Origin of the sequence: Sphingomonas psychrolutea (assembly GCF_014636175.1) — a bacterium.
Taxonomy (GTDB): Bacteria; Pseudomonadota; Alphaproteobacteria; order Sphingomonadales; family Sphingomonadaceae; genus Sphingomonas; species Sphingomonas psychrolutea.
The window spans coordinates 30,985-48,804 of the sequence record NZ_BMDW01000024.1; the positions used below are offsets into that span (position 1 = coordinate 30,985).

The 17,820-nt window shown below is 65.1% G+C and carries 14 protein-coding genes; 9 read left to right on the plus strand and 5 right to left on the minus strand.

Annotation, left to right across the window (positions count from 1 at the left end; translation table 11 throughout):
- The first annotated feature begins 47 nt into the window (after nucleotides 1-47).
- From IEV62_RS15795 to IEV62_RS15815, 5 genes are all read left to right on the plus strand, one after another.
- The gene (locus IEV62_RS15795; RefSeq protein WP_188449176.1) at nucleotides 48-347 is read left to right on the plus strand and encodes a hypothetical protein; all 300 of its coding nucleotides are present in this window, start codon (nucleotides 48-50) and stop codon (nucleotides 345-347) included.
- A 137-nt stretch (nucleotides 348-484) separates the two neighbouring features.
- A complete protein-coding gene (locus IEV62_RS15800; RefSeq protein ID WP_188449178.1) occupies nucleotides 485-1,714 on the plus strand; it encodes a TolC family protein in 1,230 nt (409 codons plus the stop codon).
- Nucleotides 1,711-3,201: an efflux RND transporter periplasmic adaptor subunit gene (locus IEV62_RS15805; RefSeq protein ID WP_188449179.1), complete on the plus strand. Its 1,491-nt coding sequence runs from the start codon at nucleotides 1,711-1,713 to the stop codon at nucleotides 3,199-3,201. Before IEV62_RS15800 ends, IEV62_RS15805 begins: the two co-directional genes overlap by 4 nt.
- Nucleotides 3,198-6,332 (plus strand): efflux RND transporter permease subunit, encoded by a 3,135-nt coding sequence (locus IEV62_RS15810; RefSeq protein WP_188449180.1) that lies wholly within the window; start codon nucleotides 3,198-3,200, stop codon nucleotides 6,330-6,332. Before IEV62_RS15805 ends, IEV62_RS15810 begins: the two co-directional genes overlap by 4 nt.
- A gap of 17 nt (nucleotides 6,333-6,349) precedes the next feature.
- A complete protein-coding gene (locus IEV62_RS15815; RefSeq protein ID WP_188449181.1) occupies nucleotides 6,350-6,742 on the plus strand; it encodes a copper-binding protein in 393 nt (130 codons plus the stop codon).
- Nucleotides 6,743-6,829: 87 nt separating this feature from the next.
- Here the strand turns inward: IEV62_RS15815 and IEV62_RS15820 are convergent, their stop codons facing one another.
- Nucleotides 6,830-7,786, minus strand: coding sequence for a cation diffusion facilitator family transporter (locus IEV62_RS15820; RefSeq protein ID WP_188449182.1), 957 nt, complete (start codon nucleotides 7,784-7,786; stop codon nucleotides 6,830-6,832).
- Between the two features lie 41 nt (nucleotides 7,787-7,827).
- Nucleotides 7,828-8,106 carry a metal/formaldehyde-sensitive transcriptional repressor gene (locus IEV62_RS15825; protein ID WP_093450672.1) on the minus strand — a complete coding sequence of 93 codons (279 nt, stop codon included), beginning with the start codon at nucleotides 8,104-8,106 and terminating at the stop codon, nucleotides 7,828-7,830.
- A 434-nt stretch (nucleotides 8,107-8,540) separates the two neighbouring features.
- Here IEV62_RS15825 and IEV62_RS15830 point away from each other — a divergent pair, with 434 nt between their 5' ends.
- The 3 genes from IEV62_RS15830 to IEV62_RS15840 all read left to right on the plus strand — a co-directional run bounded on the left by IEV62_RS15830 (nucleotide 8,541) and on the right by IEV62_RS15840 (nucleotide 13,103).
- Nucleotides 8,541-9,872 (plus strand): carbohydrate porin, encoded by a 1,332-nt coding sequence (locus tag IEV62_RS15830; RefSeq protein WP_188449184.1) that lies wholly within the window; start codon nucleotides 8,541-8,543, stop codon nucleotides 9,870-9,872.
- A 150-nt stretch (nucleotides 9,873-10,022) separates the two neighbouring features.
- On the plus strand, nucleotides 10,023-11,768 hold the full coding sequence (locus tag IEV62_RS15835; protein ID WP_188449186.1) for an ABC transporter permease: 1,746 nt from the start codon (nucleotides 10,023-10,025) through the stop codon (nucleotides 11,766-11,768).
- Between the two features lie 27 nt (nucleotides 11,769-11,795).
- Nucleotides 11,796-13,103, plus strand: a complete 1,308-nt coding sequence (locus IEV62_RS15840; RefSeq protein WP_188449189.1) for an ABC transporter ATP-binding protein — start codon at nucleotides 11,796-11,798, stop codon at nucleotides 13,101-13,103.
- Between the two features lie 195 nt (nucleotides 13,104-13,298).
- On the opposite strand, the gene IEV62_RS15845 is transcribed toward IEV62_RS15840, so the two are convergent.
- The 3 genes from IEV62_RS15845 to IEV62_RS15855 all read right to left on the minus strand — a co-directional run bounded on the left by IEV62_RS15845 (nucleotide 13,299) and on the right by IEV62_RS15855 (nucleotide 17,102).
- Nucleotides 13,299-15,260 carry a cytochrome c/FTR1 family iron permease gene (locus IEV62_RS15845; RefSeq protein WP_188449191.1) on the minus strand — a complete coding sequence of 654 codons (1,962 nt, stop codon included), beginning with the start codon at nucleotides 15,258-15,260 and terminating at the stop codon, nucleotides 13,299-13,301.
- Between the two features lie 114 nt (nucleotides 15,261-15,374).
- A complete protein-coding gene (locus tag IEV62_RS15850) occupies nucleotides 15,375-16,601 on the minus strand; it encodes an aspartyl protease family protein (RefSeq protein ID WP_229733269.1) in 1,227 nt (408 codons plus the stop codon).
- A gap of 105 nt (nucleotides 16,602-16,706) precedes the next feature.
- Nucleotides 16,707-17,102, minus strand: a complete 396-nt coding sequence (locus IEV62_RS15855; RefSeq protein ID WP_188449193.1) for a MerR family transcriptional regulator — start codon at nucleotides 17,100-17,102, stop codon at nucleotides 16,707-16,709.
- 81 nt (nucleotides 17,103-17,183) lie between these two features.
- Between IEV62_RS15855 and IEV62_RS15860 the strand changes: the two genes are divergently transcribed.
- Nucleotides 17,184-17,816, plus strand: a complete 633-nt coding sequence (locus IEV62_RS15860) for a cation efflux transmembrane domain-containing protein (protein WP_188449195.1) — start codon at nucleotides 17,184-17,186, stop codon at nucleotides 17,814-17,816.
- The last annotated feature ends 4 nt before the right edge of the window (nucleotides 17,817-17,820 follow it).

Below are 17,820 nucleotides of genomic sequence, written 5' to 3' on the forward strand. Positions count from 1 at the left end.
TGTCTGACCTGCGGCCACTCTACGATTATCCCCAAAGGAATAGTGTCATGAAGACGTTCAAAATCGCCGCCGCCATCGTTGCGGCGTCCATCTCCGCATTCACCATCGCTCCCGCGTTCGCGCAGGGCTTCGCATCCGGCCAAGCTCAGGGGCACTATGAGTGGCAGCGGGCTCCGCAATATGGGCCGCGTGCACCGTTACAGGCGCCGCAGCGTGTCTGGGTGCCTGATGCCACGCAGGTAGCAAGCTGCAACTGCGACATGATGAAGATGAGCAGCACCGATGCCGCTGCCTGCATGAAGGGGATGCCTGGCATGGCCTCTCCTTCTGGCGCGTCGGCCGGTTAAGGCCAGATCCTGGCTGGTCCGGTTCTTCTTGACGGTCAGGTCTGAGATGTCGGTGGAGCGAACCTCCGCTCCACCGACATCGTCGTGCCTCGTCCCATAAAGCCGCGCTGGACTGATTTCGCGATCAGGAGATTTTCATGCGATTGTTTCTATGTCTGCCGCTGCTCGCGGCGATTCCCGGTGTTGCATTTGCTGGGCCGCTTACCTTCGAAGCCGCGCTCAAGCGCGCCCGGCAGGAAGCTCCGTCGCTCAAGGCCAAGGCGCTCGGCGCCGATGCCGCGCGTTCCGCGCGCGGCGCGGCCGGCGCGCTGCCCGATCCGACGCTCGGCGTGAGTGTCGAGAGCTTCCCGATCTCGGGACCGCTCGCGTTCGAGCCGCAGCGCGACGATTTCACCATGGCGCGGGTCGGCGTGTCCCAGGACATTCCCAATCTCGCCAAGCGCCATGCCCAGCAGGCGCGCGCCGATAGCGACATTGCGGCAGCGGAGGCCGACACGGTGGTCGAGGCACGCACGGTCGAGGTCGGCACGGCGTTGGCGTGGATCAACCTGGCCTATGCCGAGCGCCGGCTTGCCGCGCTCGACGACGTTCTGTCCCGCCTCGAGCGCGTGGTAGGAACCACGACCAGCGCGGTCGCTTCGGGCAACGCCCGGCCGGCGCAGACACTTGCCGGACAGCAGGCGGTTGCGATGCTGCAGGATCGCCGCAGCGAACTGGTTTCGAACGTCGCGCGCGCGCGCGCTACATTGACGCGCTGGACGGGCGATCCGGTGCCTGAGATTGCCGGGCCGATCCCGGATTTCGCGGTCGACGCAACCGCCCTGCGAGCTGGCCTGGATCGTCAACCGACGATCCGGATGATCGATGCCCAATCCGGCCAGGCGGATGCGGATGTTCGAATGGCCGATGCCGGCCGGCGCTCCGACTTCGGCGTCAACCTTGCCTACCAGCGTCGCGATCCCCGCTTCGGCGATTATGTCTCGGCCGGCGCGACGGTCAGTCTGCCGTTCTTCACCCGCAATCGTCAGAACGCTCAGGTCGCCGAGGCTCAGGCCAACGCCGGACGTGTAATGGCCCAGCGCGAGGCGGCCCGGCGCGCGCTCGCCGCCGACCTCGATGCTGATCTCGCCGACCATGTCATGCATCATGAGCAGTGGATGCGCGCGCGAGACACGCTACTCCCGCTCGCTGATCAGCGCGTCAAGTTGGAGACCGCCAGTTACGGCGCTGGGCGCGCCAGCCTGGTCGATATCGCCGACGCCTATGCCACGCTCGCCGACGCCACCCTCACGACCCTCGACCGCGAAGCGCTGGTCGCCGCTGACGGCGCCCGATTGACCCTCACCTACCGGAGCGCAGACCAATGAGCTTTGAGATTCCCCAGCGTGCCCGGCTGAGTCTTGCCGCCGCGCTGATCGCATTGGTGGCGGGCGGGGCAGGCTATGGCATCGCCCATCTGGGCGGGCAGCAGGAGCTGCCAGTGCAGTCGGGAGATGCGGGTCGGAAGGTGCTCTACTGGTACGATCCGATGGTGCCGCAAGAGCACTACAACAATCCTGAGACGCTTTCGTCGATGGGGATGAAGACCATCCCCAAATACGTCGACGAAGGCGGCGGTGACGGACCGGGCGTCCGCGTCGACCCCGCGACGTCGCAGACGCTTGGGCTTCGCACGGTCGCAGTTCGGCGCGGAGAACTGGCGAGCAGCCTTACCGCCACCGGCACGATAGACTTCAACCAGCGCGATGTCGCGATCGTCCAGGCGCGCGCGGGCGGGTTCGTCCAGCGGGTCTATGGTCGCGCACCAGGGGACGTGGTTGGCGCGGGCGCACCACTTGCCGATATCCTGGTGCCGGAATGGGGCGGCGCGCAGGCCGAATTTCTTGCGGTTCGCCGCACCAGGAACCCGGCGCTGACCCAGGCGGCACGGCAACGGCTCATGCTGCTCGGCATGCCGGCAGGCACCATCGCATCGGTCGAGCGAACGGGACGGCCGCATAATGTCGTCACGATATCCACGCCAACCGGGGGCGTGATCAAGACATTGAGCGTGCGGGCTGGCATGACCATGACGGCTGGGCAGACGCTCGCCGAGGTCAACGGCCTCGGCACGGTCTGGCTCAATGCCGCCGTGCCCGAAGCGATCGCCGGCCCGCTCAAACCGGGCCAAACCGTGCACGCAACGCTTGCGGCGTTCCCGGGCGAGATCATCTCTGGACGGGTGTCGGCGATCCTGCCGGAGACCCAGGCCGACAGCCGGACGCTGACCGTTCGTATCGAGTTGCCCAATCGCGGCGGGCGCCTGCGTCCTGGCATGTTCGCCACCGTCTCGTTTGGGGGCAGCGCACAATCGGCGTTGCTGGTGCCGTCCGAGGCGCTGATCCGTACCGGCAAGCGGACATTGGTGATGCTCGCATTCGACAAGGGCCGCTATCGGCCCGCCGAGGTGCAAACCGGAAAGGAAGCCGGTGACGATACCGAGATCCTCGCTGGCTTGAGCGAAGGCGAGAAGGTCATTGCGTCAGGCCAGTTCCTGATCGACTCCGAAGCAAGTCTGTCCGGGGTGGAAGCGCGGCCGATCGGCGGCGCAGCCTCTGCTGCTACCGCCAAGCACCCGGCTACGGGCACGCTTTACGAAACCGTCGGCAAGATCGAGCAGATCACCGCCAATTCGGTGACGCTCAGCCATGAACCGGTGCCCGCCATCGGCTGGCCGGCGATGACGATGACCTTCCAGCTTCCCGATTCGAAGATCACGCGTGGCCTGAAGACAGGGGACCGCGTTCGATTCGGCTTCGACCAGCCTCCCGCGGGGCCGACGATTCGACGCATGACCAAGGTGGCAGGCCAGTGATCGCCCATCTTATCCGCTGGTCGGTCAGGAACCGTTTCTTCGTCCTGATCGGCGTACTGGCCCTCATCGGCGTCGGCGTCTGGGCGGTGCGATCGACCGCGATCGATGCACTGCCCGACCTCTCCGATACGCAGGTCATCATCCGCACCTCCTATCCGGGCCAGGCACCGCAGATCGTCGAGAATCAGGTTACCTATCCGCTCACTACCACCATGTTGTCGGTGCCGGGCGCGAAGACAGTGCGTGGCTATTCCTTCTTCGGCGACAGCTTCGTCTATGTGATCTTCGAGGACGGCACCGACCTCTATTGGGCGCGCAGCCGCGTGCTCGAATATCTCAATCAGGTGCAGGGACGATTGCCGGCGAGTGCCCGCAGCGCGCTCGGTCCCGACGCGACCGGGGTCGGCTGGGTCTATGAATATGCGCTGGTCGACAAGACCGGCAGGCACGACCTGTCGCAGCTCCGAACCTTGCAGGACTGGTTTCTGCGCTACGAGTTGAAGACCGTCCCGGGTGTTGCCGAGGTCGCCAGCATCGGCGGCATGGTGAAGCAGTATCAGGTGCTGCTCGATCCGGTGAAGCTCGCCGCCTACGGCGTCACCCACGCTCAAGCCGTCGACGCCATTCAAAAGGCAAATCAGGAAGCGGGCGGCTCGGTGCTGGAGATGGCCGAGGCCGAATATATGGTCCGCGCCTCGGGCTATCTGAAGACGCTCGATGATTTTCGCGCAATCCCCTTGAAGACGGCAGCGGGCGGCGTGCCGGTCCGGCTCGGTGATGTCGCCACGATCCAGATCGGCCCAGAGATGCGGCGCGGCATCGCTGAGCTCAACGGCGAAGGCGAAGTCGCCGGCGGCGTCGTGATCCTGCGTTCGGGCAAGAATGCCCGGGAAACCATCGCTGCGGTCAAGGACAAGCTCGCCGACCTCAAGAAGAGCCTGCCGCCCGGCGTAGAGGTGGTGACGGTCTATGATCGTTCGCAGCTCATCGATCGCGCGGTCGAGAACCTCACGCACAAGCTGGTCGAGGAATTCATCGTTGTCGCGATCGTCTGCGGCCTGTTCCTCTGGCACGTCCGTTCGGCGCTGGTCGCGATCCTCACGCTACCTCTTGGTGTGCTGGCGGCGTTCGTCGTGATGCGGTTCCAGGGGGTCAATGCCAACATCATGTCGCTGGGTGGCATCGCCATCGCCATTGGCGCGATGGTCGATGCGGCGGTCGTCATGATCGAGAATGCCCATAAGAAGATCGAGCGCTGGGAGCAGGATCATCTCGGCAAGCATCTCGAAGGCGAGAAGCGCTGGATCGTCATCACCGAAGCCGCCGCCGAGGTAGGGCCCGCCCTGTTCTTCAGCCTGCTGATCATCACGCTGTCGTTCATCCCCGTGTTCACGCTCGAAGGACAGGAAGGGCGGCTGTTCGCACCACTCGCCTTCACCAAAACCTATGCGATGGCGTCGGCGGCGATCCTGTCGGTGACATTGGTGCCGGTGCTGATGGGTCTGCTGATCCGGGGGAAAATCCCGCCCGAGCAGTCCAACCCGGTCAATCGCTGGCTGACCAATATCTATCGACCGGCGCTCGACTGGACGATGCAGCGACCGAAGACGGTGCTGCTGATCGCTGCGCTCGCCTTTGCAACAACGGCCTGGCCGCTGACCCGGCTCGGCGGCGAGTTCATGCCGAATATGGACGAAGGCGACCTGCTCTATATGCCCTCGGCATTGCCGGGGCTGTCGGCGGCTAAAGCCTCGCAACTGCTCCAGCAGACCGATCGGCTGATCAAGACCGTGCCCGAGGTCGAGAGCGTATTCGGCAAGGCCGGCCGCGCCGAAACCGCGACCGACCCGGCCCCGCTTGAGATGTTCGAGACGACGATCCAATTCAAGCCGCGCGACCAATGGCGGCCGGGGATGACACCGGAGAAGCTGGTCGATGAGCTTGATCGTACCGTGAAGTTGCCCGGCCTCGCCAATGTCTGGGTGCCGCCGATCCGGAACCGCATCGACATGCTGGCGACCGGTATCAAGAGCCCGATCGGGGTCAAGGTGTCGGGTGTCGATCTCGCCCAACTCGACCGCATCGCCCATGATGTCGAGACGGTCGCTAAGACCGTGCCCGGGGTCAGTTCGGCGCTTGCGGAGCGGCTGACCGGCGGGCGCTATGTCGATGTCGATATCGACCGGGCCGCAGCCGCCCGGTTCGGGCTCAACATCGCCGAAGTGCAATCGATCGTCTCGGGTGCTGTCGGCGGCGAGTCCATCGGCGAGACGGTCGAGGGACTGGCGCGCTACCCGATCAGTGTGCGCTATCCGCGCGAGCTGCGCGATAGCCTCGAAGGGCTGCGCACGCTTCCGGTCCTGACCCCTTCGGGCCAGCAGATCACGCTCGGCACGGTGGCGAAGGTTTCGATCGCCGAGGGGCCGCCGATGCTCAAGACCGAGAATGCCCGGCCATCGACCTGGGTCTATGTCGATGTCCGCGGCCGCGATCTCGCCTCGGTAGTCGGCGACCTGCAACGCGCCGTGGCAAAACAGGTGAAACTCTCGCCCGGCGTCAGCATCGCCTACTCCGGCCAGTTCGAATATCTCCAGCGCGCCGTTGCCAAACTGAAGCTGGTCGTTCCGGCAACGCTGCTGATCATCTTCGTGTTGCTCTACATGATCTTCGGCCGGTTCGACGAAGCCGCGCTGATTATGGGGACTTTGCCGTTCGCGCTCACGGGCGGCATCTGGACGCTCTACCTGCTGGGCTTCAACCAATCGGTCGCGACCGGGGTCGGGTTCATCGCGCTGGCCGGCGTCTCCGCCGAGTTCGGCGTGGTGATGCTGATCTATCTGAAAAATGCGCTTGAAGAGCGCACTGATCCGGATGCCGGTCAGGTCGAGGCCGCGGTGCGCGAAGGCGCGCTGCTCCGCGTCCGCCCCAAGGCGATGACGATGGCGGTGATTCTTGCCGGCCTGCTGCCGATCCTGCTCGGCTCGGGCGCGGGATCGGAAGTGATGAGCCGGATCGCCGCGCCGATGATTGGCGGCATGCTGACCGCGCCGCTGCTGTCGATGTTCGTCCTTCCCGCCGCCTATCTGCTGCTCCGGCGGCCGAAGACCAAGCCGATACCCCAACCCGTTTAACCTGCAAGGAGAAGACCATGAACTATGTACGACTGACCATCGCCCTCGGCCTCGCCGCGCTGACTGCTGCGTGCGGCAAGAAAGCGGAAACGCCCGTTGCGGCTGAGACTAACCAGGCTGTGCCCGCCGCCGCAGCCATGAGTAGCGACATGGGCAACATGGCGATGGCACCTGCCGCCAGCACGGCAATCAAGGCCAAGGGCCATGGCACGGTCACCGCGATCGACAAGGCCGCGGGCACCATCACGCTCGACCATGGCCCGATCCCCGAAGCCAAGTGGCCAGCTATGACGATGGCGTTCAAGGCAGCGCCTGCGATCACCGACGCGGTCAAGATCGGCGACAAGGTCGATTTTGACGTCACACTGACCGGCAGTGCGGGCGAGGTGACCGCTATCCACAAGCAGTGAGGTGATGCTGGCGCCGTGGCTTAAGCGCGGCGCCAGCCCCACCAAATCCAGCGTCCCGAAATCGCGCCATCCCGCAGGTGGCACAGGTTACACAACATGCGCGGGCTCGAACGCGCAAGGCGTCTCTGCATCGGTTTCGATCTGTATCGTGGCATGATCGATTCCAAACCGGCGCTTGAGCGCGGCCGCGATCTCGGTCGTGAACCCGTCGCCGGGATAGCCCGATGGTACGAGGAGATGGACGGTGAGCGCGGTCTCGGTAGTGCTCATTGGCCAGACATGCAGGTCGTGAATCGCCACCACTTTCTCGCGGGCACCCAGGAACGCGCTCACCTCTTCAGGGTCGAGGCCCGGCGGCACGGCGTGCAGGCTCAGGTTTACCGAATCCCGCAACAGTCCCCATGTGCCGATCGCGACGATGACCCCCAGGACGATGCTGGTGACAGGGTCGATCCAGCTTTGGCCAGTCAGCACGATGAGCAGGCCGGCTATCACGACGCCCGCGGAGATGCCCGCGTCGGCCGCCATGTGGAGGAAGGCGGCGCGGATGTTGAGGTCACCCTTGCGCCCGCGCATGAACAGCAGCGCGGTCGCGGTATTGATGACAATCCCGATGGCGGCGACGATCATCACGGTGGTTCCGGATACGGGGCTGGGCTCGACAAGACGGCGGATCGCCTCGACCGCGATCACGCCGAGCGTGACCAGGAGCATGAGCGCGTTGAGCAACGCGGCCAGGATCGATGAGCTTCTCAGGCCATAGGTGTATCGGCCGCCGGGACTCCGTCTGGCGAGCGTTGCCGCGCCCCAGGCAATCAACAGCCCGAGCACGTCACCGAGATTATGACCCGCGTCGGCCAGCAGCGCCACCGAGCCGCTGATCAGGCCATAAGCCGCCTCGACGGCGACGAAGCCGAGGTTGAGTGCGGTGCCGACGGCGAAGGCTTGGCCGAAGCTCGCCGGAGCATGGCTATGGCCGCTGCCATGCTCATGATGGCCGTGATCGTGGTGGTTATGGTTATGATGTGCGTGATCCTGCGTCATTCTATCCCCGTCAGCGACTTTCCCGGCAGATTCCCCGCGCTTCACGTCAGGTAGGCGTGGACGATCGCGACCAGCTCCTCGGCCGCCTGCGTCCGGGGATCGTCGCGCGGCGCATCCGGGTCGAGCATATGCTCGCGGATATGATCTTCGATCACCTCGGCGATGAACCCGTCGAGCGCGCCGCGGCAGGACGTCGCCTGTTGGAGCACGCGCGCGCATTCCGTGTCGGCCTCGACCGCGCGCTCGATCGCCTCGAGCTGGCCGCGCAGCCGCTTGAGCCGGTTGAGGAGCTTCTGTTTCTCCTTCGCGACGTGACTCATTATTTCGGTTCCCAAGTCTCTTGATAACATAGTCCCCTAGGGTATAGGAGGCGTCCTGTCGAGTCGCTGGAGCGGCCCGGCCGATGCTGCGGGTAGCGGCACCGCAACGCGAGCACAGGAACGCAATGAACAGTCGATCCAGCCCCCCGTCCGGCGATGGCGACAGTCGAGGCTCGGCCTCGATATTGACCATTGCCGACAACGACCGGGTCCGGAAAAGGCCGCTGTCCGAGGATCGGCCTAAAAGCTGACCGATCGGGCGACGCCTTTCGGGGCTCGGTGCAACCGAGTTCTGACAAGGAAGCCGCCCATGACCCCAATCTTCCCTGCTGTCCGCCCGCGCATAGCTGATCCCCGTCCCCTCGCACCGGCGCCGCGCATTGTCGCGCCCGCTGTAACACTGCGCCCCTAGACCGGCGCAAAAGGGGGATCATATGATGACCATCTGGACATTTTCGAGCGCGGTGGCGCTCGGCCTGATGCTGGGTGCCGCTCCGGCGGCGGCACAGGACGCAGCGCAGCCGACACCGACGCAGGATTGGGCGCTGCACGCCCAGGCGACCTTCGTCACGCAGGGCGTGTTCGGCTTTGCTTCGCCTTATGAAGGGCCGAACAGCCTGGCGCCGCACCAGGTCAAGGAAACCTTCGACGCAACGCTCGATGCTGGCGTGCGGCCGTGGGCTGGTGCGGAACTATGGGTAAACCCCGAGATCGATCAGGGTTTCGGCCTGTCGAACACGCTGGGCGCTGCGGGGTTCCCGAGCGCGGAAGCCTATAAGGTTGGCAAATCGAGTCCCTATGTTCGCCTGCAGCGCCTGTTCTTCCGCCAGACGATCAACCTAGGCGGCGAGGCCCAGGCCGTCGCAAGCGCCGCCAATCAGCTCGCGGGTACGCAGACCGCCAACCGGCTCGTACTGACCCTGGGGAAACTCGGCGTCGGCGACGTGTTCGACACAAACCGTTACGCGCATGATCCGCGCGGTGATTTCCTCAACTGGTCGGTCATCGACGCCGGCAGCTTCGATTATGCCGCCGATGCCTGGGGCTACAGCTATGGAGTCGCCGCGGAATGGTATCAGGGGCCGTGGGCGCTGCGGCTGGGCGCGTTCAACCTGTCCAAAGTACCCAATGGCGAGACGCTGGAAAGCGATTTCAGCCAATACCAGCTCGTCGGCGAGATAGAGCATCGCCACAGTATCGCCGGCCATGCCGGGGCGGTGCGTGTGACGCTGTTCCGCAATCGGGGTAATTTCAGCCGGTTCGACGACGCAGTGGCGCTGGCACAGGCGACCGGCGGACCAGTCGATGCGAGTCTCACCCGGCGCCGGATGAGCCGGCCGGGTGGCGACATCAATATCGAGCAGGAGGTGACCGACACGCTCGGGCTTTTTGCGCGCGCCGGCGTCGCCGACGGTGCGATCGAGCCTTATGACTTCACCGACATCGACCGCACCGCCGCGCTGGGCGGCGCTCTGAAGGGCAAGAGCTGGGGTCGCGCCGGAGACACGGTCGGCTTTGCCGCAGTCGTCAACGGCATCTCGAAGGCGCACGAACGCTACCTCAATGCCGGCGGGATTGGCGTGCTGGTCGGCGATGGCAAACTCCCACATCCTGGACCTGAAATGATCGCCGAAGCCTATTATGACTGGCAGCCGTTGCGCGGCACCAACATCACCTTCGACTATCAGTTCATCGCCAATCCCGCCTACAATCGCGACCGCGGCCCCGCCAATGTGCTGGCGCTGCGACTGCACGGGGCCTTTTGAGATGGCCGGGGCTGACTCTCGTTTCGGTGCGTCCGTCGTCGCAATTATTTCGCACGGCCTTCCGCTCATGGCGCTTCTGGCGAGGCAAATGGTGATGACCGCCACCACCAAATCATGCCCCGGCCAACGCTCAATTCCCCGAGGCGAAAGATGAGCACAGAAAAGCAGCCCCCGCGTGCCTTGCCGCCTTTCTCGCGGATGCTGCGGCTGACCCAGCCGAACCGGGCCGACGGGATCGCCTTTGTCATCCTCGCCGCGCTGGCGCTGCTGGTGTTTCGCGGCGCCGAGGGGGCGGTCGAGCCGCTGGCGAAGCTCCATCTCGAGCCGGTGACGCTCGACCCCGCCTATTTGCCTTATTATGCGCTGCGGACCGTGATCCGCATGTTCGCGGCGCTCGCCGCCTCGACCGTCTTCACGCTGGTGGTGGCGACGCTCGCAGCGCGCAGCCGGCGGGCGGGGCAGATCATCGTGCCCGCGCTCGACATCCTCCAGTCGGTGCCGATCCTCGGGTTCCTCACCTTCACCGTGACCTTTTTCATGGGGCTGTTCCCCGGCAATATCCTCGGCGTCGAGTTCGCGGCGGTGTTCGCCATCTTCACCAGCCAGGCGTGGAACATGGCGTTCAGCTTCTATCAGTCGCTGCGCTCGATCCCGACCGACCTGGAAGAGGTGAGCCAAGGCTTTGGGCTATCGCCGATCCGCCGCTTTCTCAGGCTCGACCTGCCGTTCGCAACGCCGCCGCTGGTGTGGAACGCTATGATGTCGATGTCGGGCGGCTGGTTCTTCGTCGTCGCCTCCGAGGCGATCACGGTGGGCAACACCACGGTGACCCTGCCCGGCATCGGCTCGTGGCTCGCCCTCGCCATCGAGCGGCAGGATTTCCGAGCGATCGGCGAAGCGGTGGCGATGATGGCGGTGGTCATCCTGCTCTACGACCAGCTCTTCTTCCGCCCGATCGTGGCCTGGGCCGACCGGTTCCGTTTCGAGCAAACGGCAGGTAACGAGCGGCCCCGTTCCTGGGCCTATGACCTGCTGCGCCGCACCCGGCTGCTACCGCTACTGTTTGCACCGATCACCTGGATCGGCGGGCTCCTGCTCGCGCTCGATCCGGGTCGGACGGCGATGCGGCCGGCGCGTCAAGCGCAACCGAACCCGCTCGTGGAGCGGCTGTGGCAGTCGCTCGTTTTGCTTGCCGTCGGCGCCGCCTTCTGGTGGTCAGCGCATTACGTGCTTGCCACACTCGGCCTCGCCGACATCGGCGAGGCGTTCGGGCTCGCCTGCCTGACGATGGTGCGAGTCATCATACTGATCGCACTGGCGAGCGTCGTGTGGGTCCCGATCGGCGTGTGGATCGGACTCAATCCCAAATGGGCCGAGCGATTGCAGCCGGTGGCTCAGTTCCTCGCCGCCTTCCCGGCCAATGTTCTGTTCCCGTTCGCGGTGATCGTGATCGTTCGTTGGAATCTGAGCCCGGACATCTGGCTGTCGCCGCTGATGATCCTCGGCACGCAGTGGTACATATTGTTCAACGTCATTGCCGGCGCGAGCGCGATCCCGAATGACCTGCGCGAGGCCGCCGGTATGTTCGGCGTGCGGGGCTGGCAATGGTGGCGACAGGTCGCGCTGCCAGGCATCTTCCCTTTCTACGTGACCGGCGCTCTCACCGCATCGGGCGGATCGTGGAATGCCTCGATCGTCGCCGAGGCGGTGTCCTGGGGCAATCAGCGGCTGGAGGCGCACGGCCTCGGCACCTACATCGCCAAAGCGACGACCGCCGGCGACTATCCGCGCGTCGCGCTCGGTATCGCCGTCATGTCGTTGTTCGTGCTCGGCTTCAACCGGCTGGTGTGGCGGCCGATGTACGCCTTTGCCGAGCGCCGGCTCCGCCTCTCCTAAACCAACTTTCCATTAGGAGCCTAATGTATGGCCACGATCCTTGCCCCCCGTCCGCTCGTTGAGGTCGATGCGCTCCGGCACTATTATGGCGCAGCGCCCGGCGGTCATCTGGTCCTCGACGACGTCAACCTGACGCTGGTCGAGAACGAGATCGTCGGGCTGCTCGGCCGCTCGGGCTCAGGCAAGTCGACTCTGCTGCGGTCGATCGCGGGCCTGCTTCATCCGCGCGAGGGCGAGGTGCGCTTCAAAGCCGACGAGGCCGGCCGCGCGCCCACGGTCAGCATGGTCTTCCAGACCTTCGCACTGTTCCCCTGGCTCACCGTGCTCCAGAATGTCGAGCTGGGGCTGGAGGCGCAGAAGGTGCCGGCAGAGGAGCGCCGCACCCGCGCGCTCGCGGCAATCGATCTGATCGGCCTCGACGGTTTCGAGAATGCCTATCCCAAGGAGCTTTCGGGCGGCATGCGCCAGCGCGTCGGGCTGGCACGCGCGCTGGTCGTCAATCCCTCGCTGCTGCTGATGGACGAGCCCTTTTCCGCGCTCGACGTCCTTACTGCCGAGACACTCAGGACCGATTTGCTCGATCTCTGGTCGGAAGGACGGATGCCGATCAAGTCGATCCTGATCGTCACCCACAATATCGAGGAGGCCGTGCTGATGTGCGATCGCATCCTCGTCTTCTCCTCCAATCCCGGCCGCGTGGTGGCCGAGATCAAGGTGGACTTGCCGCAGCCGCGCGACCGGCTCGATCCGCCCTTTCGCGCTTTGGTCGATGATATCTATGCGCGGATGACCGCCCGGCCGACGGCGACGCAACCGGCGCGCGACGGATTGTTTCCGGGCATGGGCATCGCGATGGTGCTGCCGCGCGTTTCGACGAACAGCCTCGCCGGCTTGATGGAGGAGGTCGATGGAACTCCGTTCGACGGGCGTGCGAGCATGGCCGAACTGGCCGACTCGCTCCAGTTGGAGGTCGATGAACTGCTCCCGATGGCCGAGACTTTGCAGCTACTGCGCTTCGCCGAATTGCAGGGAGCCGATCTGCTCTTGACGTCCGGGGCGCGCCATTACGCTCAGGCCGACGTCGATGCGCGCAAGGCGCTGTTCGCGCAGGCCCTGCTCGCCCATGTCCCCATCGTCCAGCACATTCGCCGCATCCTTGATGAACGCACTAGCCACACCGCCCCCGCGCGCCGGTTCCGCGACGAACTGGAGGACCATATGTCGCCCGACTATGCCGACGAGACGCTGCGCACGGTGACACAGTGGGGTCGTTATGGTGAGATATTCGCCTATGACGAGGGGAGCGATCAGTTCAGCCTCGAAGATCCGGAATGACCGCTCGGCTGCTGTTTCTGGCCATCGGTGCGACTTGGGTGGTGCTGGTCTGGCACCTGTGTCGGCGCTATCCCAATCGTCGCCGACGCGGACGTTGGCGTCGGGATTGGTAACCGAGCGACACGAAGCCGGTATCGACACCAGGCGAGCATGCGGCGGTCATGAGCTATCTTTTCTTGGGTGGAGCGGCCTGCATCAAGACGCTCGGCGCCGATTGAACGAGAAGCCGAGAAATATTGTGGCCGCCGCCGCAAGCTGCGTCAGGATCGACTGCCAGGTCGGGAAGATGCCGAGCATCGAAAACCGTGGCGCGGCCGCCAGCGGCGCGATGTCGATGATCCCGGTTTCCTGGAGGGCGGCGACGCCTTTCCCGGCGAGGACGACCGTCAACGCCGCCATCAGCCACGAACTGTAGGAGAAGAATTGGGCAATCGGCAGCTGGCGGCTGTAGCGCAGCATGACCCAAGCGATCACGGCCAGCAGCAGCACCGCAGCACCAGCACCCGCGAGCAGCGCGCTGCCATTGCCCTGCGCCCAGAGCGCCGCGTAAAACAGGATCGTCTCGAACACTTCCCGGTACACGACCACGAACGCGAGGCCGCACAGGAACCAGGCCGACCGCCCCGACAGGGCATGCGCCATCTTGTCCCTGATGTAGCGCTGCCATTGATCGGCTTGCGCCTTGCCGTGCATCCAGATTCCGACCGACAGCAGAACCACGGCCGCGAACAGCGAGCCGAACCCTTCGGTCAGTTCGCGGCTCGCGCCGCTGATCCCGATCGCATAGGTGGCGACGAACCATGTGAGCAGCCCCGCCGCGAGGGCGCCGACCCAGCCTCCATGGACATAGGGAAGAACCTCCGTCCGCTCCGCCTTCCGGAGAAAGGCGATCATGGCGACGATGATGAGCAGCGCTTCCAGCCCCTCGCGCAGCAGGATCGTGAACGCTCCCACGAACGTCGAGGCATTGCTGGAAGCGCTCGGCGCCAGAGCCGCTTCGGCATCGTCGAACAAGCCGTTCAGGACTAGCACGCGATTGGCGAGATCGTCCGCCGAAACGCCCTGGTCGATTGCGGCGCGATATTCGCCCATTTCCCCCTCGATCCGGCTGAGCAATGTCGCATCGCGCGCGCCCAGAGTGGGCTCGACCGGCTCGAATCCGTCAAGATAGGCGGAGAGCGCGATCTCTTTGGCAGCCCGACGGTCCCCTTTGCGAATGGCGTCGAGACTGGCTGCGAGCTTTTGCCGAACCAGCGACAGCGAGGCCGGCGCCTGCGCGACCACGGCTTCCGGGTGCTGGCGCAGATAAGCCATCACCGCCAGCGCCGGCCGTTCGCCGATACTCGACGCAAGCGCAGCCGGGGTGAGCGAAACCAGCGTCTTGAGGTCGGGTATGCGTTGCCGCAGCGTGGGGTCCACCTTCCACAGGCGCTCGCCTTCGCGTGCTTGGGCATCGGTCAGGGCAAAGCTCCCGGCGCGGAGTGCGAGAGCCCAGCGTTCGTCGCTCGGAAGGTCCGCGAAGCTCTGCATGGCGGTCCCGTCAATGCCCTGGCCGATGACCTGATACAGGGCGAATATGCTTCGCTGGCGGGCGCGGGTCAGATCGGTGAAGGCGATCGGCGGTGTGCTGAGCTTGGCCGCATTCGGGCCATGGCCATCGCCGGTCGCGCCATGGCACGCGGCGCAGGTCGTCTGGAACAATGTTTCGCCCCGCGCAAAGCTCGGTGGCGCAGCGGGGGCGAGCGGGACGGGATAGGCTTGGAGGAGGTCTGCTGCCAGTCCATGCGCGAGTGATGCTACTTCTTCCGGCGATCCCTTGCGACCGATAACGGCCTGGAGACGCGCAGCGCCCGACATCAATGCCGCGCGCTGCGGTGTCGGCGGCAAGGTTGCGAGCCGCGCCGACACGGAGCCTGCGAATTCGGTCATCTCGGCATATTCAGACGCGCTCTTTATCCGGCCTCCATCGACCGCGCCGCCATAGTCCACCGCCATATAGTCGAGCAGCCGCCAAGCGGTTTGCACATCGGCCGGGTTGGCTGCCGGTGCCGCGCTCAGCCCGGCCGGAGTCGCGACTAGCCAAAAAAGCGCGACAACCGAGGCGAGGACACGCCGAGCCGTTGCCGCTGGGAATCGGCGAAAAGGGAGGTAGGACATCGCCCGGCCCTACAACCTCCAGTAGCTGTAGAAGCAAGAACTTTGCGAGCACGACGCAATAGCAATTATTGGAACGGTGGGTGCAGCTCACGGACGCCGGCCGGTCGGCCAGGATCAGTAATAGTCGGCTAGCCGGATTTCGCGGACGGCACCGCCATCGACCGTGAGCTTCACACGTCTTCCGACGGGTCCGAAGCGCCAGCGCCAGAGCGCGCCCTGCGTATAAGTAATGTCGACCGGCCGGCCGTCGACCGCAACGATCCGATCTCCGATCGCCCAACCGTCGCGCGCCGCAGGACTTCCCGCCGCGACATGGACCACAATGAGGGCGTCGGTGGAAGCCGCGAGACCGAGGCCGCTATGGTCCTCCAGCATGGCCAGTCGGCGGCCGGATGCGGGCGCGTGGAGCCACAGCCGTCCGACCGTGAAGTCGAGCACGACGTCGAATTGGGCAAGCAGCGGCAGGCCGATATTGCCAACCGCGCTGCCGGAAAGCCAATCGTCGATGGCGAGCGCGGGGATGACATCCACCCCGAGGCCCGCGACCTCGGTGCGATCCACCATGAACGTGGTTGCGAGGCGCTTGCCGTCCACGCCGCCGAGAACCGCGGTTGAACGCGGCTTGCCGTCCAGCAAGCCGTGGCGATCGGCATAGCCGTGCGACAGTATCAGTGCCGTGCTGCTCCCGAGGTCGACCACGAGCGGCACGGGATCGAGCCCGGCGATCGACGCATAGACCAGCAGCTCGCGATTGCTCCCGTGCCCCATCGGCGCGGAAGCCCAATCCGATCCGCCTGCAAAGCGTTCGGCCAAGGCGTAGCGAGCATTCCCAAAATCCAGCGCCAGGCAGCGACCGGCGAGCACGTCCTGGCCCAATACGAGATCGATCGGCCTCCCGAACGCGGCCGACGCCGTATCGAGATCGGCAGTATAAGCCAGGGCAAGATGGCGCGCCTGCCGGCCGATCACGACATCGAGGTCGCGGACGATCCTCGCAGAGGCTCGTCCGCCCAATCCGCGAATCGTGCGCGTCTCGGCACCGTCCAGTCCCAGCCGCGCCGCGAGCGAAGCGCTGATGATCGAAGCGGCGCTGCCGCTGTCGAGAATGGCTGCGACCGAAATTCCGCCGACGTCCGCACGCACCACCAGCGTATCGCCGGTTGCCATTTCGAAGCTGTCCCAAGCGGCATCGGAAGCGAGCCCGCTCCACAATCCACCCCGATGCGCCGTCATGGCGAGCAAGCGGGACGGCGTGGCAGCCATAGCCAAGCCGCTGCCATACAGCAGGCCGGCGAGTATCGCTCGTCGCTGCACGGTCGAGACGTCCGAATTGCGCTTCACCACATTACCCGGTTGGTCGCTGTCGATAATCGCAGCGATCGGTCGGCGACTACCTCCTCCAGTCGCTGGAGGATCAAGCCTTTTCGCGAAGAGATGGCGTGTTTGCTATGCAACGGGCCGGGCAATGGCCTGGATGACGCGGCAGTCGGCGATCCGCTGGCGATCGCAATTCCGGCTCATCGCCGCCAGTTCATCGCGAAGGGCGGCGAGTTGCCCCAATCGTTCCTCTACCGCAGCGAGGTGGCGAGATGCGATTGCCATCGCTTCCCCGCAATCGCGTCCCGGCTCGCTGGCGAGCGCAATGAGCGAACGAATCTCCTCGATCGAGAAGCCCAACCTGCGGCCGTTGCGAACGAAGTTGAGCCGATCGACATCGCGAAGCGCATAAGTGCGCCGATTAGACTCGGTCCGTACCGGCCGATCGAGCAACCCGATCTCCTCATAGAAGCGGATCGTCGTCACCTTGGTGGCGGTCGCGCGTGACAGTTCCCCGATCTTCATGTCGTTCTTGTCTCCAACTTCTTGCGAGCGCGTCGCTTTAGTGCTTGCTCCTACAGTGACTGGAGATTGTAGGGAAGGCTGATGACTGAATCCGCCTCCTCATCCTGCGCCTGTCATGGCGACGAGAAACGCGCACAGCACGACCCGGCCTATCGACACGCGCTTACGATCGTCGTCGTGCTCAACCTCGCATTTGGCTTGTGCGAGTTGGTCGGTGGCTTCCTTGCCGACAGCCAGGCCCTGAAGGCAGACTCGCTCGACTTCCTTGGAGATGGCTCGATCAGCCTGTTGGGGCTGATCGCACTCGCATGGTCTGCCCGTGCCCGTGCCCAAGTGGCGCTCACTCAAGGGCTGTTCTTGGGCGCGCTGGGCTTCGGCGTGATCGCCTTCGCGATCTGGCGCGCGCTGAATGCTGCCGTGCCGGAAGCGGAACTGATGGGCGGGATCGGTGTCGTGGCGCTTGCCATCAACGTCACGTCCGCCTTGCTGCTCGCCCGTTTCCGCGAGGGCGACGCCAATGTGAGGGCCATTTGGCTGTTCAGCCGCAACGATGCCGTTGCGAACATCGCCGTCATTGTCGCGGCCGGACTGGTTGCCTGGACGGGCAGCGCCTGGCCCGACCTCGTGGTCGCCGGCGTGATCGCCCTTCTCTTCCTCCATTCTGCCTATGAGATCGTCCGCAACGCGCGGGCCGAACTCAGTCCCACCCTCTAAGTCC

Excerpts from the sequence above, each read along its gene's own strand:
- IEV62_RS15820 (WP_188449182.1), bottom strand. The coding sequence starts at position 7,786 with ATGACGCAGGATCACGCACATCATAACCATAACCACCACGATCACGGC.
- IEV62_RS15830 (WP_188449184.1), top strand. The coding sequence starts at position 8,541 with ATGATGACCATCTGGACATTTTCGAGCGCGGTGGCGCTCGGCCTGATG.
- IEV62_RS15845 (WP_188449191.1), bottom strand. The coding sequence starts at position 15,260 with ATGTCCTACCTCCCTTTTCGCCGATTCCCAGCGGCAACGGCTCGGCGT.
- IEV62_RS15800 (WP_188449178.1), top strand. The coding sequence starts at position 485 with ATGCGATTGTTTCTATGTCTGCCGCTGCTCGCGGCGATTCCCGGTGTT.
- IEV62_RS15860 (WP_188449195.1), top strand. The coding sequence starts at position 17,184 with ATGACTGAATCCGCCTCCTCATCCTGCGCCTGTCATGGCGACGAGAAA.
- IEV62_RS15815 (WP_188449181.1), top strand. The coding sequence starts at position 6,350 with ATGAACTATGTACGACTGACCATCGCCCTCGGCCTCGCCGCGCTGACT.
- IEV62_RS15825 (WP_093450672.1), bottom strand. The coding sequence starts at position 8,106 with ATGAGTCACGTCGCGAAGGAGAAACAGAAGCTCCTCAACCGGCTCAAG.
- IEV62_RS15840 (WP_188449189.1), top strand. The coding sequence starts at position 11,796 with ATGGCCACGATCCTTGCCCCCCGTCCGCTCGTTGAGGTCGATGCGCTC.
- IEV62_RS15795 (WP_188449176.1), top strand. The coding sequence starts at position 48 with ATGAAGACGTTCAAAATCGCCGCCGCCATCGTTGCGGCGTCCATCTCC.
- IEV62_RS15805 (WP_188449179.1), top strand. The coding sequence starts at position 1,711 with ATGAGCTTTGAGATTCCCCAGCGTGCCCGGCTGAGTCTTGCCGCCGCG.
- IEV62_RS15855 (WP_188449193.1), bottom strand. The coding sequence starts at position 17,102 with ATGAAGATCGGGGAACTGTCACGCGCGACCGCCACCAAGGTGACGACG.
- IEV62_RS15835 (WP_188449186.1), top strand. The coding sequence starts at position 10,023 with ATGAGCACAGAAAAGCAGCCCCCGCGTGCCTTGCCGCCTTTCTCGCGG.